The following is a 16,344-nucleotide window of genomic DNA, read 5'->3' on the forward strand; positions in this document are numbered from 1 at the left end:
AATCAGGAGCACTCCATGCTGGCTTTCTTAAATCAGGTGCGCAAGCCGACCCTGAATCTGTCGCTCGAAGAGCGGCGCAAGATGTGGTTCAAACCCTTTATGCAGTCCTATCTGGTGGTCTTTATCGGCTACCTGACCATGTACCTGATCCGCAAAAACTTCAACATTGCGCAGAACGACATGATCACCACCTACGGACTCAGCATGACCCAGTTGGGTATGATTGGGCTCGGCTTCTCCATTACGTACGGCGTCGGTAAAACGCTGGTCTCCTATTACGCCGATGGGAAAAATACTAAGCAGTTCCTGCCGTTTATGCTGATCCTCTCGGCCATCTGCATGCTGGGCTTCAGCGCCAGCATGGGCGCGGGCTCGGTGAGTTTGTTCCTGATGATCGCGTTTTATGCGCTGAGCGGCTTCTTCCAAAGTACCGGCGGATCCTGTAGCTACTCCACCATCACCAAATGGACGCCGCGGCGTAAACGCGGCAGCTATCTGGGGATGTGGAATATTTCGCACAACCTGGGCGGCGCAGGTGCGGCAGGTGTGGCGCTGTTTGGTGCCAATTACCTGTTCGATGGGCACGTGGTCGGCATGTTTGTGTTCCCGTCACTGATCGCCCTGGTGGTCGGTTTTATCGGTCTGCGCTACGGCAGCGATTCACCCGAATCTTACGGTCTGGGTAAAGCCGAGGAACTGTTTGGCGAAGAGATCAGTGAAGAGGACAAAGAGACCGAAGATCAGGCGATGACCAAATGGCAGATCTTTGTCGAGTACGTGCTGAAAAACAAAGTGATTTGGCTGCTGTGCTTCGCCAACATCTTCCTGTACGTGGTGCGCATTGGTATCGATCAGTGGTCGACGGTGTATGCCTTCCAGGAATTAAAACTGTCGAAGGAGGTGGCGATTCAGGGCTTCACGCTGTTTGAAGTCGGTGCGTTAGTCGGCACGCTGCTGTGGGGCTGGTTGTCGGATCTGGCGAATGGTCGTCGTGCGCTGGTGGCATGCGTGGCGCTGGCGTTGATTATCGCCACGCTTGGTATCTATCAACATGCTAGCAATCAGTATGTTTATCTGGTGTCGCTGTTTGCTCTGGGCTTCCTGGTGTTTGGTCCGCAGCTGTTAATTGGCGTTGCCGCCGTTGGCTTTGTGCCAAAAAAAGCCATTGGTGCCGCCGATGGCATCAAAGGCACCTTTGCTTACCTGATTGGTGACAGCTTCGCCAAGTTAGGCTTGGGAATGATCGCCGATGGCACGCCCATCTTTGGCTTAACCGGTTGGGCCGGGACCTTTGCGGCGCTGGATGCCGCCGCGATTGGCTGTATAGCCTTAATGGCGATGGTGGCGGTATTTGAAGAGCGTAAGATTCGCCGTGAAAAGCGTCTGCAACGGTTGAAAGCAGCATGATGTCTAGCCCCGGTTTTCACCGGGGCTTTTTCGGGCGATAAATCCTGCTGACCTAAAACAAATTCATACGCAGGGGAATGGACGATTTTAGCTGCTGCACTACTTCCTCAGAAAAGTAACCACCTTGTTACAGTCCTCGCCCAGATTGCCGATAACTCTCCTCAGAATCATTCCAATTTTTGAACCACATTTTTCCGTTTCTGGGGTGTCTATGCGCTTCAATTATGACTTGTTACCGGGTGAGCTACTGACCTTCGAAGAGATTGCCCTGCGCTACACGCAGCAGCATCCCGACGAGAAAGAGCTTACCGCACGCGGGTTGCTGAGCCCGTCGACCAGCTTTCGCAATTTGGTGATCCGCGCGCTGTTCGCGCAGGAGGAGATCAACAGCCCGATCGAGGATCTGCTGTTTGTCTCGGACGACAACGAGCGCAAAAATTATCTGCGTCGCTTTGAGCATTACCTGAAAAACCAGCAGGCGTTTCTCTACTTCCGGCGCAACGACGAAGCGCGCAAAGAAGGGCGCTGGAAAGTGGTCGGCGAAACCCAGGTGTTTGCCATGCTCGATCCCAATTCGGCAGCGGCGCAGAATCTGCTCAACAGCCGGGGCTTTAAGCTGGTGCTGATGCGGCAGACCGAAGAGGATGAGTATTGGCAGCTGTTCGATGCGCAGGCGCATCCGTGCTTCCCGCTGTCGCGCAAAATCCAGTTTCTGGTGGTGTTGAGCACGCCGCAATACAAAGTGCCGAGCGGCGTGATGCCCGGCACCGAAGTCGGACGCCGCGTGAAAGCTAAAGTGCTGCAGCGCTCCAGCCAGGCGGAGTTCACCTCGGCGGTAAAAGCGCGCTACGGCGCCTGCATTATCACCGGCACGCAGCTGACCGAACGTCACAGCTGGCCGTGGGTGGAAGCCTGCTACATCGACACGCAAGAGAACGAAGAGGGCTTTCTGGCGGATAACAGCGCCGATAACGGCTTATTCCTGCGTAGCGACCTGCAGCGGCTGTTTATCAACAAAATGATAAGCATCAACGCGGAAACCGGTCAGGTGCTGTTTAATCCTGTGCTGGAAACTGAAGCGTTGATTACCCCTTTTTATCAGGCACTTGAGGGCAAAGTTTGCGCATTATGGGACGCGGTGCCGCCTGGCACGCGGGAAAGACTGCGTAATTTACGCTAACGCCCGCGCGGATGGCGGTGCGATCCACCGCCATCCATAACAAATTTGAAATAACCTCGCTTTTGCCCGCCTATTCTGCCAATCAAAACCCCTACAGAATTGGATAATCATGCCGATAACTTTACTAACGCAGGGTAGTCAATGTGAACGATCTCTATACCGCCGATGGCGTGATGGATAAACATTCGCTCTGGCAGCGCTACGTTCCTCTGGTGCGGCATGAAGCGCTGCGCCTGCAGGTACGTTTGCCAGCCAGCGTTGAGCTTGACGATCTGCTGCAGGCCGGTGGCATTGGCTTATTAAATGCCGTGGAGCGCTACGATGCGCTACAGGGCACCGCCTTTACTACCTACGCCGTGCAGCGTATCCGGGGAGCAATGCTGGATGAGCTGCGCAGTCGCGACTGGGCACCACGCAGCGTACGCAGAAATGCGCGCGAAGTGGCAGGTGCCATGCATCAGGTAGAACAAGCGTTGGGGCGCTCGGCTACTGAGCAGGAAGTGGCTGAGCGACTGAATGTTTCGCTGGAGGAGTATCGGCAGATTCTGCTCGATACCAACAACAGCCAACTCTTCTCCTACGACGAGTATCGGGAAGAACACGGCGACAGTGCGGAGCTGGTGACGGAGGGGCATGAGGAAGCCAACCCGCTTCATCAGTTGTTGGAAGGAAACCTACGTGACCGCGTGATTGAAGCGATTGAGGCCTTGCCTGAACGTGAAAAACTCGTGCTCACACTGTACTACCAGGAAGAACTGAACCTGAAGGAGATTGGCGCGGTGCTGGAAGTGGGGGAATCCCGCGTCAGTCAACTGCACAGTCAGGCGATCAAACGCCTGCGTGCCCGATTATCGGGGGCGCGCTAACAGACTCAGTTCCTGGCGATCGAAAAAAACAATAAAACCGGGGACTCAGCAATGGGAGCCAAAGTTAAAGCCAGACCTTTAAGTCGCTATCTTAAAGACTATAAGCACAGCCAAAGCAATTGTTCACACTGTGGCAAAGTTTTAGATCGTATGGCGTTAGTCTTTCGCGGCCAGATCATCAATAAAGAGGCTATCGCACGCATGGACCAAATGATTGACGATCAGGTGTGGATGAAACTCCAGCCAGAATTGACCGCCTTGTGTCGTTTCTGCAGCGATATATTTTGTAATACCCATCCGAATTACTTCGACATTATGGCGTTTAAGCAATACCTGTTTGAGCAGACCGAGATGAGCCACAGTACCATACGTGAGTATGTGGTACGTTTGCGTCGGCTTGATGACATGCTGAAGGCGAAAAATTTCCCGGCTGATCGTTTACGGGGCAATAGCTGGCATGAATGTCTGGAGAACGATCTGCCTGATGCGGGCAATAACAATTACCGCATCGCACTGCGAAAATATGACCAGTTTTTAGGCTGGCAGCAGGGCTGAGGGTGATCCCACCCTTGTTGTTGTCGAGCATGACAGCAACAAGGGCAGCACGCGGTGAATTCCGGGTGCGACTTTTCTCATCTTCTGCAACACTGTATGGATAACTGCACATTGCCCGAATGGAGGCTGCATTGTCCTTACATCTTCTGCACCAGTTTCCCCGTCTTGAATTACTCGGTGCACCTACGCCGCTTGAGCATTTGCCCCGGCTTTCTGACTATCTTGGTCGCGATATCTTTATTAAGCGCGATGACTTCACGCCGGTGGCCCTCGGCGGTAACAAACTGCGTAAACTCGAATTCCTGGCTGCGGATGCGCTGCGCGAAGGCGCGGATGTGCTGCTGACGGCGGGCGCTATTCAATCTAACCATGTGCGTCAAACCGCAGCGGTAGCGGCGAAGCTCGGCCTGAAGTGCGTGGCGCTGCTGGAAAACCCGATTGGCACCGCGTCAGAAAACTACCTCAGCAACGGCAATCGCCTCATGCTCGATTTGATGGATGTGGAAATCGTCATGGTTGATGCGCTGCACAATCCCACTGAACAGCTGGCCGCTCAGGCCGAACACCTCGAAGCGCAGGGATTTCGTCCGTATATTGTGCCGGTTGGCGGTTCCAACGCGCTCGGTGCGCTCGGCTACGTTGAGTGTGCGCAGGAGATTGCGCATCAAAGCGAAGGCGTGGTGGATTTTGCCGCGGTGGTGGTCGCTTCCGGCAGCGCCGGCACGCACGCGGGCCTGGCGGTGGGTCTGGAACAGCTGCTGCCCGAAACCGAGCTAGTTGGCGTTACCGTGTCGCGCAAAGTTGAGGCGCAGTTGCCGGTGGTGGAGCGCATTCGCAGCGCGCTGGCAGAGCAGCTGGAAGTGCAGGCCAAAGCGCCGATCACCTTGTGGGATGATTACTTCGCGCCGCTTTACGGCGAGCCAAACGATGAGGGCATGGCGGCGGTGAAACTGCTGGCGCGGCTGGAAGGCATCATGCTCGATCCGGTCTACACCGGCAAAGCGATGGCGGGATTAATTGATGGCATTGCGCAAAATCGCTTCCGTCGTGAAGGTCCATTGCTGTTCGTGCATACCGGGGGATCGCCGGCGTTATTTGCTTATCACCCTTCGGTCTGAGACAGAACGTAAAAACGGTTTATAATCCAGCGGTTATTCAAACGGTCGCCGTCGAGGGCGGCCTGACAAAGCACACAACAACACATCACAATAAATGGGGTAAACATGACTTTCTCTCCAATTCGTCGCCAAATGGTGATGGGCATGATGGCGGTCGCGCTGGTCGCGGGCGTTAACGTTAAATCCTTTGCCGCTGAAGATTTGCTGGCAAAAGTAAAGAGTAAAGGCGAGCTGCGCGTCGGTCTGGAAGGCACTTATCCGCCGTTCAGCTTCCAGGATGAAAAAGGCCAGTTGACCGGCTTCGAAGTGGAGTTCGCGCAGGCGCTGGCTCAACACCTTGGCGTGAAAGCCGATCTGCGTCCGACCAAATGGGACGGCATGCTGGCGTCGCTGGATTCCAAACGCATTGACGTGGTGATCAATCAGGTCACCATTTCCCCTGAGCGCAAGAAAAAGTATGACTTCTCTACGCCGTACACCATTTCTGGCGTGCAGGCGCTGACGCTGAAGAAAAACGCAGCGACCGTCACCAAGCCAGACGATCTGGCCGGCAAGAAAGTCGGCGTCGGACTCGGTTCCAACTACGAACAGTGGCTGAAGGATAATGTGCCGAAAGCCGATGTGCGTACCTATGATGATGACCCAACCAAGTATCAGGACCTGCGTTCAGGCCGTTTAGACGCCATTCTGGTTGACCGCCTGGCGGCGCTGGATCTGGTGAAGAAAACCGGCGACACCATGGCGGTAGCGGGCCCGGCCTTCTCCCGTCTGGAATCGGGCGTGGCGCTGCGTAAAGGCAACGACGATCTGCTGAAAGCGATCGACTCCGCCATCGCGGACATGCAGAAAGATGGCTCGCTGAGCAAACTGTCTGAAAAATGGTTCGGCGCGGACGTCACTAAATAATGCAGGAAAGCTTACAACTGGTGCTGGATTCAGCACCATTTTTACTGAAAGGCGCGCTGTTCACGCTGCAGCTGAGTATCGGCGGGATGTTCTTCGGCCTGATACTCGGCTTCGTGCTGGCGCTGATGCGCCTGTCACACTTCTGGCCGATCAACTGGCTGGCACGCATCTACGTGTCGATTTTCCGTGGCACGCCGCTCATCGCCCAACTGTTTATGATCTATTACGGTCTGCCGCAGTTTGGTATCGAGCTGGATCCGATTCCCTCGGCGATGATTGGTCTGTCGCTGAATACCGCCGCTTACGCCTCTGAATCACTGCGTGGTGCGATTGCCGCGATTGAGCGCGGGCAGTGGGAAGCCGCTGCCAGCATCGGCATGACGCCGTGGCAAACGCTGCGTCGCGTGATCCTGCCGCAGGCCGCGCGCACCGCGTTGCCGCCACTGGGCAACAGCTTTATCAGCCTGGTGAAAGATACCTCGCTGGCCGCCACCATTCAGGTGCCGGAGCTGTTCCGTCAGGCGCAGCTGATCACCTCACGTACGCTGGAAGTGTTCACCATGTATCTGGCGGCCTCGCTGATTTACTGGGTGATGGCGACCGTGCTGTCGGCGCTGCAAAATCGCCTCGAAGCGCATGTAAATCGACAGGATCGGGAGGGCAAATGAGTGCAATTGAAGTCCGTCAGCTGGTGAAGCAGTTTCACGGCCAGACGGTGCTGCACGGCATCGATCTCGACGTGGCACCAGGCGAAGTGGTGGCCATTATCGGGCCAAGCGGCTCCGGTAAAACCACGCTGCTGCGCAGTATCAATCTGCTGGAAGTGCCGGAAAGCGGACGTATCAAAGTTGGCGATATTGCCATTGATGCGGCGCTCGGCCTCAACAAGCAGAAGCAGCTGGTGCGCCAGTTGCGTCAGCAGGTTGGCTTTGTGTTCCAGAACTTCAATCTGTTCCCGCATCGCTCGGTGCTGGAGAACATCATTGAAGGGCCGGTAATTGTGAAGGGCGAGCCGAAGGCGGAAGCCATCGCGCGTGCGCGCAGTTTGCTTGAGAAAGTGGGATTGCACGGCAAGGAAGAGAGTTTTCCACGTCGTCTCTCCGGCGGACAGCAGCAGCGTGTGGCGATTGCTCGCGCGCTGGCGATGCGTCCGGAAGTGATTCTTTTCGATGAGCCGACCTCGGCGCTTGATCCTGAGCTGGTGGGCGAGGTGCTCAACACCATTCGCGCGCTGGCGCAGGAGAAACGCACCATGGTGATCGTCACCCATGAGATGAGCTTTGCGCGTGACGTCGCGGATCGCGCCATCTTTATGGATCAGGGACGCATCGTGGAGCAGGGCGCTGCAAAAGCGCTGTTCAGCAATCCTCAACAGGCGCGTACCCGGCAATTTCTCGACAAGTTTCTTAACCAATAATCTCCAGTGTCGCCTGATAAGGGCGACGCTTTTCTTATCTCTCCCGGTATTTTTCTTCTCAGTATTTTCCTAAAGTCAATTCGCCTGACTTTAATAACCTTCTGAATTTCAACGTTTAAATTTCACCAGTATCCTACGCGACTTAGGGTGGTTTCTTATTAGGAAAGTCCCGATTGAGACATCTTTGTAAATATAAATAATTCTTTACAAATTCATGGCGCAATTAGGACATAGCAATGACAACTGCCAGGAAAGAGGTCCTCTGGATCAACACGCTCAAAGGGGGCTGCATTTTGATGGTGGTATTACACCATTCCATCATCACCACGTTCGCGCCTTCGCTGCTTCATCTCACTGCTGGGCTACTGCCAGCGCACTGGTGGGTGGCGTTTAACACCTATCTGTCGCCGCTGCGCATGCCGGCCTTCTTTTTTGTCTCCGGTTTGCTGGCTGCCAGTTCAATCACCAAAAAGAGCTGGAAAGAGGTGTTCACCAAAAAGTTCAGCAACATCGTCTATCTCTACCTGCTGTGGGGCGTCATTCAGTGGCTGAGCATTCACTACATCTCCACCCACCTCGGGGAGCGGCTCTCCAGCACTAAAAACGCCGCCTATGCGGACACGCCGTTTGAGTTCGTTAAGCTGCTGATGACCTCGATGACCAGCCTGTGGTATCTCTACGCGCTGGCCGGATTCTTCCTGTTCACCAAGCTGTTCCACAAACAGAAGATGGCCCTGATGGCGCTGGCGATTGTCGCGACGTACGCCGCGCAGTTTAGCCTGATTCCCGGCTGGGGACCCGCCAGCGTGGCGCAGAACTATCTCTATTTCCTGCTCGGCGTGTTCTTCAGCCAGGCGTTGATCGAGTTGAGCGAACTGAAGCGTCAGCACTGGTTGATGCTGGGCGGCATTGCGCTGATTGGCCTGCTGCACCATGTCGGCGGCATCTATAAAAATCCGTTCTACAGCTTGCTGACCATCGTGTTTGGCATTGTGCTATGCCGCTTGCTCAATGAACATTTCAATATGGCGTGGCTCAACTGGATTGGCCGTAACACGCTGCAAATCTACGTGCTGCACCGCATCTTTATTGAGCTGCTGGGGCTGAGTGCGATTGTGCTGGCGGTGCATTATGGTTGGTTTGACCATACCGTCTTTAGCTGGGCATGGGCGCTACTGATGCCAATTATCGGCGTTGCGTTGTGTACCAGTATTTCGTTGTTGGTGTGGACGCTGCTCAACCGTGGTCCGGGCCGCATGCTGTTTCTCTATCCGCGCCTGCTGCGCAAACCTGCGCTCGAAAACAAAAGCGCACCGCTGCAATAACTTTGTTGATCACGCGCCGCACATTCCGTAGCGGCGCAATTCATTGCGCGATAAATCGCGCCGCTACGGAATGCGCGGTAATAAATCGCTTAGCACAACGCTAATATTCCTGCTTATCCATTTGGCACATTAAATAAATCCACATTTAGAATTTGAATTTAATCTGGCATAAGAAAGGGTGGATTGTTCTTAATTTCCCTGCGCGACAACGATCACACTTATTTTACTTAATCCTCTTTTAGTGACTCAAATTAAGACAAATTTCCTTAGCCTGCTCAGGGTTCTATTTTTGTCTGGATGTGTAAAGTATTGTTATATCAGGACCACAAAAAAACATTTAGGACTTTCGCTACATCATGCCCGCCCTGCCTGTTGAATAATCGTTTAATAATCATAAATGCTACAACGCTTATTTCCTCATCCTTCTTCTTTAAGACCTACACAGCAACAGCAGCGGGAGTCATCATATGAATAACGCCAGGAAAGAAGATATCGCATGGATAAATACCCTCAAGGGAGCCTGCATATTACTGGTGGTGTTGTATCACACCGTATTACCTGGATTCGAAGGCACGGTGAAATTATTGACGGCTGGTTGGATCCCGGCAGAAATATGGGTGCAGTTTAATACCGTATTATCGCCGCTGCGTATGCCGGCGTTTTTCTTTGTTTCGGGCTTATTAGCCACTAACGGTATTTTAAATCGGCCATGGAAACAGGTGTTTACCAGTCGCATCACCAACCTGTTTTATCTCTATATTTTGTGGGGCTTTATTCAGTGGTGGTCGATTGTTGGCATCTCCACCGAGATCACCGGGCAGCGTATTTCACAGAACCTCAACGCGGCGTATGCCGGTTCGCTGCTGGAGTTCTTAAAGCTGACATTCCTCGCCATGAGCACCTCGTGGTATCTCTACGGCCTGGCGCTCTATTTCCTGTGCGCCAAGATCTTTAAACAGCAGAAAGTGGCGTTGCTGGTGGTGGCGATTGCGCTCAACTATCTGGCGGTGGAGAAGATCATTCCGTACTGGGGACCCCAAAGCGTAGCGCAGTATTTCCTGTTCTTCCTGCTGGGGGCGTTCTGGAGCCCGATGATGCTGCGTCTCAGTGAATGGCGTCGTGACAACATTGTGCCGTGGGCGATATTGGCGGCGGTCTCGGGCCTGCATATCATCTTTGGTCTGGATAAGAGCCTGTTCCTGTGCATCCTTGCGGTGCTGGGTAGCGTGGCGGCGTGTCGCTGGTTGAACGCGCGTTTCAAGATGAGTTACTTGAATTGGGTTGGGCGCAACACGCTGCAAATTTACGTGATTCACCGCATCTTCATTGAGTTCTTCGGTATGTCGGCGATTCTGTTCGCCCAGCGCCATCACCTGTTTGAGCAAGCATGGTTCTCCATTCTGTGGGCCTGTTTCTATCCGCTGGCGATTGTTGGCATCTGTTCGCTGTGTTCGGTGGCGGTGTGGCAGGTGACGAATCGTGGATTGGGGCAGTCGCTGTTTGTGTTTCCAACGCTGATCGGGTTGAAGCGGAATAAGTCTGCGGCCTGAAAATTCATGCGATGAATCGCGCCGCTACCAAATCATGCACTGACTGTAGCGGCGCACTTTATTGCGCGTCTTAACCGATGGTCATCAAACTCGCATTACCGCCCGCAGCGGCGGTATTGACGCTGAGTGAACGCTCAATGAGCAAACGCTCCAGCAGCAGATTGGTTTCGCCGCGCGCGAAGCCCTGCACCGAGACAATCGCGCCATCGCGTGCCGCGACCTGCTCACACAGGCTGCGCAGCTGATCGGCATCACCGTGATAAATCACCGCATCAAACTCCGCCGCCAGCGCATCCTTCACCAGCTTGACGTGCGCTTGCACTGCAGCAGGCAAAGACGTACGCAGCGCACGATGCAGCTCATCATCCTGCCAGATGGCCTGACTGCCGACGCTGGTTACCGCCGCCAGTTGCGTCAGCGCGTCTTCTGCGTTATCGGCGATGCACAGCACATGTTCGCGCGGCAGCAGGGTGAAGGTATTGCGCTCGCCGGTTGGGCCCGGCAGCAGACGCACCGTACCGGCCTGCGCCAGCTCGTCGTAACGCTGACACAGCGCCAGCAGCTCAGGCTTATCCTGCGCCCACTGCTGCAATGCCTGATGCGCACGCATCAGCTCGGCACGCACCGTGCTATCCACCGGGCGCTCGGCATCCTGACGATCAAAGGTGATACGCAGCGCGCCATCTGGACGGTTGGCCAGCAGGCGATAGAGATAGAGCGGACCACCGGCTTTTGGACCGGTGCCCGACAAGCCTTCGCCGCCGAACGGCTGCACGCCGACGACCGCACCCACCATATTGCGGTTTACATACAGGTTGCCGACTTTAGCGCTCGCCGTAACCTGCGCGATGGTTTCATCGATGCGCGTATGCACGCCGAGCGTCAGGCCGTAACCCGATGCGTTAATCTGCTCCACCAGCTGCGGCAAGTTATTGCGCGAGAAACGCACCACGTGCAGCACTGGTCCAAACACCTCTTTATCCAGATCGCTTACCTGATCGAGTTCGATCAGCGTCGGCTTGATAAAGGTGCCGCTGTTCCACTCTTTGCTGTCCTGTGGATTCTCCTGCGCCGCCTGATAGACGTTGAAGCCCTTGTTGCGCAGCGCCTGAATGTGACGTTCGATATTGGCTTTCGCTTCGGCATCGATCACTGGACCAATGTCGGTCGAGAGACGTTCCGGGTTGCCCATGCGGCACTCGGCCATTGCCCCACGCAGCATTTTCAGCGTGTGCTCGGCCACATCGTCCTGCACGCACAGCAGACGCAGCGCCGAGCAGCGTTGACCGGCACTATCAAAGGCCGAAGCCACGATATCCACCACCACCTGTTCGGTGAGCGCTGAGGAATCCACGATCATCGCGTTCATGCCGCCGGTTTCGGCAATCAGCGGCGTCGGACGACCCTGAGGATCGAGACGACCAGCCAGATTACGCTGCAGCAATGTCGCCACCGCGGTTGAACCGGTGAACATCACACCGCGCACGCGCTCGTCGCCGGTCAGTTGCGCACCCACGGTTTCGCCCTGGCCCGGCAGCAGTTGCAACACGCCAGCCGGTACGCCGGCATCGAGCAGGATTTGCACCGCCTGCGCGGCAATCAGCGGCGTTTGCTCCGCCGGTTTGGCCAGCACGCTGTTACCCGCCGCCAGCGCTGCGGCAACTTGTCCGGTAAAGATCGCCAGCGGGAAGTTCCACGGGCTAATGCACACCACCGGACCAAGCGGGCGATGGGTTTCGTTATCGAAATCGTCGCGCACCATGCCAGCGTAGTAATAGAGGAAATCAACCGCTTCACGCACTTCGGCGATGGCGTTGTTGTAGGTTTTACCGGCTTCACGCACCAGCAGGCCAATCAGCTGCTGCATCTGGCCTTCCATCGCTTCGGCGGCACGCTCCAGAATCGCGGCACGCTCCTGCGGTGGCGTCGCGAACCAGATTGGACCGGCATTGACTGCCGCATCCAGTGCAGCCGAGACTTCGGCTTCGGTAGCCTCACGCACGCTGCCCACCACATCTGTTGGTGCAGAAGGGTTAAGCACCGGGCGGCTGACGCCTTCGCCCAATTCACCTTCTACCAGCGGCTGGGCAATCCACGGCTGGTTAGCGCTGTTGAGCAGGGCGCTGGAGAGCGACGCCAGACGATGTTCATTCGCCATATCCAGACCGGCGGAGTTAGCGCGTTTGGCGCCATACAGATCGCGCGGCAGCGGGATTTTCGGATGCGGTAAACCAATCGCGCCTTCCGCAATGCCCATTTTCTCCACGGCGGCCACCGGATCGGCGACCAGCTCATCCAGCGGCAAGGTGTTATCAGCGATGCGGTTAACGAAGGAGGTATTGGCACCGTTCTCCAGCAGACGACGCACCAGATACGCCAGCAGCGTTTCGTGGGTACCGACCGGCGCATAAATACGACACGGTCGGTTCAGCTTGCCATCGGCCACTTTACCGACAACCTGCTCATACAGCGGTTCACCCATGCCGTGCAGGCACTGGAATTCGTACTGGCCTGGATAATAGTTATTGCCCGCCAGCTGGTAGATCGCCGCCAGCGTGTGCGCGTTGTGGGTAGCAAACTGCGGATAGATCAGGTTCGGCACCGCGAGCAGTTTGCGCGCGCATGCCAGATAAGAGATATCGGTGTACACCTTGCGGGTATAGACCGGATAGCCTTCCAGACCTTCAATCTGCGCGCGTTTGATTTCGCTGTCCCAATACGCGCCTTTCACCAGGCGAATCATCAGACGGCGACGGCTGCGCTGCGCCAAATCAATCAGCGAATCAATCACGAACGGACAGCGCTTCTGATACGCCTGAATCACAAAGCCGATGCCGTTCCAGCCTTCCAGCTCCGGTTCAAAGCAAAGTTTTTCTAGCAGATCGAGCGACAGCTCAAGGCGATCGGCTTCTTCCGCATCGATGTTAATACCGATGTCATACGAGCGCGCCAGCAGCGTCAGGGATTTGAGGATCGGGTAGAGTTCGTCCATCACGCGCTCATACTGCGCGCGGCTGTAGCGCGGATGCAGCGCTGACAGTTTGATGGAGATGCCCGGACCTTCATAAATACCGCGACCGTTCGACGCTTTGCCGATGGCGTGAATCGCCTGCTGGTAAGAAACCAAATAGGCTTTGGCATCGCTGGCGGTCAGCGCCGCTTCGCCCAGCATGTCGTATGAGTAACGGAACCCTTTCTCTTCCAGTTTGCGCGCATTGGCCAGCGCTTCGGCGATGGTTTCACCCGTAACAAACTGCTCGCCCATCAGGCGCATCGCCATGTCCACGCCTTTACGGATCAGCGGTTCGCCGCTTTTACCGATGATGCGATTGAGCGAGCGCGACAGATTAGCCTCGTTATGGGTAGAGACCAGACGGCCGGTAAACAGCAAGCCCCAGGTGGCGGCGTTAACAAACATCGACGGGCTGCGGCCAAGATGCGATTGCCAGTTGCCATTGCTGATTTTGTCGCGGATTAACGCATCACGCGTCGGCTTATCCGGAATACGCAGCAGCGCTTCCGCCAGACACATCAGCGCCACGCCTTCCTGCGAGGAGAGTGAGAACTCCTGCAGCAAGCTTTGCACCATGCCGGCGCGGCCGGTTGCACCTTTCTGGTGCCGCAACTTATCGGCAAGGCTGTAAGCCAGCTGATGGGTTTTCTCGGCCAGCGGGGCAGGGAGACGCGCTTGTTCCAGCAGCATTGGCACCGCATCCGTTTCCGGACGACGCCATGCGGCGGTGATAGCTGAGCGGCTGACTGACTGCGGTAAAATATGTTCGGCGAAGTCGAGGAAAGGTTGCAGCGCCTCGTCGGGCACGCTTTCATCACCGGCGGCATCAATCAGCAACTGCGGGATTTCCGGCACGGATTCACCGGCTTCCAGCTGCTCCAGATAATTAAAAATGGCCTGCTTGATCAGCCAGTGTGATGTGCGGTCAAGCTTCTGCGCCGCCAGTTTAATGCGATCGCGGGTGGCTTCATCCAGCTTCACCCCCATGGTAGTCGTTCCCATGATGTCCTCGTCCTCAAAAGTAGTGATTCAACGCTTGCGTGGCAGCAATATCACCTATGTTGCAACTTTGTGCAACCAGGTTAAATGTGACCTCGGTTGCACGCTTTGAACCGCCGAAAGTGTTAAATCGATAAATGCGGCATGAAAATTGCTGCAAGAAACTCGCCAATGTTGCAACCGGCAGCAACAAGACGGTTCCTGAACCCGATGAGGTGCAACTCAAACTGTGAGCAGGCGCAACCTGCTGGCATTAAAAAAGCGAAGGAAGGTGAAACCGGTGTAACAGCTGTGTTAAATGCATTGTGCGCGCCGACCCTTTGCGGCAGGATACCGCGCCTTAAGAGAAATCGCTTTCTCTGGATGCGGTGAAACCAGGCTGCTGTCCCGTTCCGACAGCGCTGATCAAAAAGATTTCTCTTGATGGATCAAATAATAAGTGGAGAGACTCATGAGTGTAAGTACACCGATGTTGGTGACCTTTGTAGTGTATATCCTTGGGATGGTGCTGATAGGTTTCATCGCCTGGCGATCAACCAAAAGCTTCGATGACTATATTCTCGGCGGGCGCAGTTTAGGGAGCGTCGTGACCGCGCTCTCTGCGGGCGCTTCCGATATGAGCGGCTGGTTATTGATGGGCCTGCCGGGCGCCATTTTCCTGTCCGGGATCTCCGAAAGTTGGATCGCCATCGGCCTGATTATTGGCGCCTGGCTGAACTGGCGCATCGTGGCGGGCCGTCTGCGCGTGCAGACCGAGCATCATGATAATGCGTTAACTCTGCCAGACTTCTTCTCCAGCCGCTTCGAAGATAACAGCAAACTGCTGCGCGTTATCTCGGCGGTGGTGATTCTGATCTTCTTCACTATCTATTGTGCGTCTGGCGTGGTTGCCGGCGCGCGTCTGTTTGAAAGTACCTTTGGTATGGATTACCAGACCGCGCTGTGGGCAGGTGCCGCTGCCACCATCCTCTACACGCTGGTGGGCGGTTTCCTCGCGGTGAGCTGGACCGATACCGTGCAGGCCAGTCTGATGATTTTTGCGCTGATTCTGACGCCAGTTATCGTGATTGTCGCCGTCGGCGGCCTGGATGATTCACTGGCGGTGATCAGGGCGAAGAGCCTCGAAAACCTCGATATGCTGAAAGGGCTGAACTTTGTCGCGGTGATTTCGCTGCTCGGTTGGGGACTTGGCTACTTTGGGCAGCCGCATATTCTGGCGCGCTTTATGGCGGCCGATTCGCATCACACCATCCGCAGCGCGCGTCGTATCGGTATGATTTGGATGATCCTGTGCCTGGGTGGCGCGGTGGCGGTAGGCTTCTTTGGTATCGCCTACTTCGAGAACCATCCCGATCAGGCGGCGGGCGTAAGCCAGAACGGCGAGCGTATCTTTATCGAACTGGCGCGTATTCTGTTCAATCCGTGGATTGCCGGTATCTTGCTCTCAGCGATTCTCGCCGCGGTGATGTCGACCTTAAGCTGCCAGCTGCTGGTGTGCTCCAGCGCCCTGACCGAGGATCTCTATAAAGGCTTCCTGCGTAAAAACGCCAGCCAGAAAGAGCTGGTGTGGGTAGGGCGCTTAATGGTGCTGCTGATTGCCTTGATTGCTATCGCGTTGGCTGCCAACCCGGAAAACCGCGTGTTAGGTCTGGTGAGCTATGCGTGGGCTGGCTTCGGTGCCGCCTTTGGTCCGGTGGTGCTGTTCGGCGTGTGCTGGAAACGCATGACGCGCAACGGCGCGTTGGCCGGTATGGTGATTGGCGCGCTAACCGTACTGCTGTGGAAAGATTATGGCTACGCCGAGCTGTATGAAATCATCCCAGGCTTCGCGTTCGCCAGTATCGCGATTGTGGTATTTAGCTTGCTGGGTCGCGGCCCATCAGAAGCGGCACAGCAGCGCTTTGCTGCCGCCGAAGCCCAATACCACAGCAAGTAACCTCTATCGCCATTGATGGCGACGTGTTTGATGAACCCCCGGGTGCGCAGGAGTGCGCACCCTCTAAAACCC

At 55.6% G+C, this 16,344-nt stretch carries 12 protein-coding genes; 11 read left to right on the top strand and 1 reads right to left on the bottom strand.

Features of this window, described 5'->3' with window-relative positions; genetic code table 11:
- Positions 1–15: 15 nt before the first annotated feature.
- From uhpT to IB226_RS03265, 10 genes are all read left to right on the top strand, one after another.
- Positions 16–1,407 carry a hexose-6-phosphate:phosphate antiporter gene (uhpT, locus tag IB226_RS03220; RefSeq protein WP_192233545.1) on the top strand — a complete coding sequence of 464 codons (1,392 nt, stop codon included), beginning with the start codon at positions 16–18 and terminating at the stop codon, positions 1,405–1,407.
- Between the two features lie 211 nt (positions 1,408–1,618).
- Positions 1,619–2,587 (top strand): HNH endonuclease signature motif containing protein, encoded by a 969-nt coding sequence (locus IB226_RS03225; protein WP_192233547.1) that lies wholly within the window; start codon positions 1,619–1,621, stop codon positions 2,585–2,587.
- Positions 2,588–2,730: 143 nt separating this feature from the next.
- Positions 2,731–3,453, top strand: coding sequence for an RNA polymerase sigma factor FliA (locus IB226_RS03230; protein ID WP_007891379.1), 723 nt, complete (start codon positions 2,731–2,733; stop codon positions 3,451–3,453).
- Positions 3,454–3,504: 51 nt separating this feature from the next.
- Positions 3,505–4,008, top strand: coding sequence for a flagella biosynthesis regulatory protein FliZ (gene fliZ / locus IB226_RS03235; RefSeq protein ID WP_007891377.1), 504 nt, complete (start codon positions 3,505–3,507; stop codon positions 4,006–4,008).
- A 131-nt stretch (positions 4,009–4,139) separates the two neighbouring features.
- Positions 4,140–5,126: a D-cysteine desulfhydrase gene (locus IB226_RS03240; RefSeq protein ID WP_192233550.1), complete on the top strand. Its 987-nt coding sequence runs from the start codon at positions 4,140–4,142 to the stop codon at positions 5,124–5,126.
- Between the two features lie 105 nt (positions 5,127–5,231).
- Complete coding sequence (gene tcyJ, locus IB226_RS03245; RefSeq protein WP_101764047.1) at positions 5,232–6,032, top strand: cystine ABC transporter substrate-binding protein; 801 nt, start codon at positions 5,232–5,234, stop codon at positions 6,030–6,032.
- Positions 6,032–6,700, top strand: a complete 669-nt coding sequence (gene tcyL / locus IB226_RS03250; RefSeq protein WP_064739084.1) for a cystine ABC transporter permease — start codon at positions 6,032–6,034, stop codon at positions 6,698–6,700. The genes tcyJ and tcyL overlap by 1 nt, the downstream gene beginning before the upstream one ends.
- Entirely contained in the window at positions 6,697–7,449 is a 753-nt protein-coding gene (gene tcyN / locus IB226_RS03255) for an L-cystine ABC transporter ATP-binding protein TcyN (protein WP_064739083.1), read from the top strand. Before tcyL ends, tcyN begins: the two co-directional genes overlap by 4 nt.
- A 236-nt stretch (positions 7,450–7,685) precedes the next feature.
- On the top strand, positions 7,686–8,774 hold the full coding sequence (locus IB226_RS03260; protein WP_192233552.1) for an acyltransferase family protein: 1,089 nt from the start codon (positions 7,686–7,688) through the stop codon (positions 8,772–8,774).
- A 467-nt stretch (positions 8,775–9,241) separates the two neighbouring features.
- The gene (locus IB226_RS03265; protein ID WP_101764049.1) at positions 9,242–10,324 is read left to right on the top strand and encodes an acyltransferase family protein; all 1,083 of its coding nucleotides are present in this window, start codon (positions 9,242–9,244) and stop codon (positions 10,322–10,324) included.
- Between the two features lie 70 nt (positions 10,325–10,394).
- Here the strand turns inward: IB226_RS03265 and putA are convergent, their stop codons facing one another.
- A complete protein-coding gene (putA, locus tag IB226_RS03270) occupies positions 10,395–14,339 on the bottom strand; it encodes a trifunctional transcriptional regulator/proline dehydrogenase/L-glutamate gamma-semialdehyde dehydrogenase (protein WP_192233554.1) in 3,945 nt (1,314 codons plus the stop codon).
- 448 nt (positions 14,340–14,787) lie between these two features.
- Between putA and putP the strand changes: the two genes are divergently transcribed.
- Positions 14,788–16,272, top strand: coding sequence for a sodium/proline symporter PutP (putP, locus tag IB226_RS03275; protein WP_192233556.1), 1,485 nt, complete (start codon positions 14,788–14,790; stop codon positions 16,270–16,272).
- Positions 16,273–16,344 lie beyond the last annotated feature (72 nt).

The sequence above is a fragment of the Pantoea sp. PNT03 genome (assembly GCF_014852515.1).
In the GTDB taxonomy this organism is placed as follows: Bacteria; Pseudomonadota; Gammaproteobacteria; order Enterobacterales; family Enterobacteriaceae; genus Pantoea; species Pantoea leporis.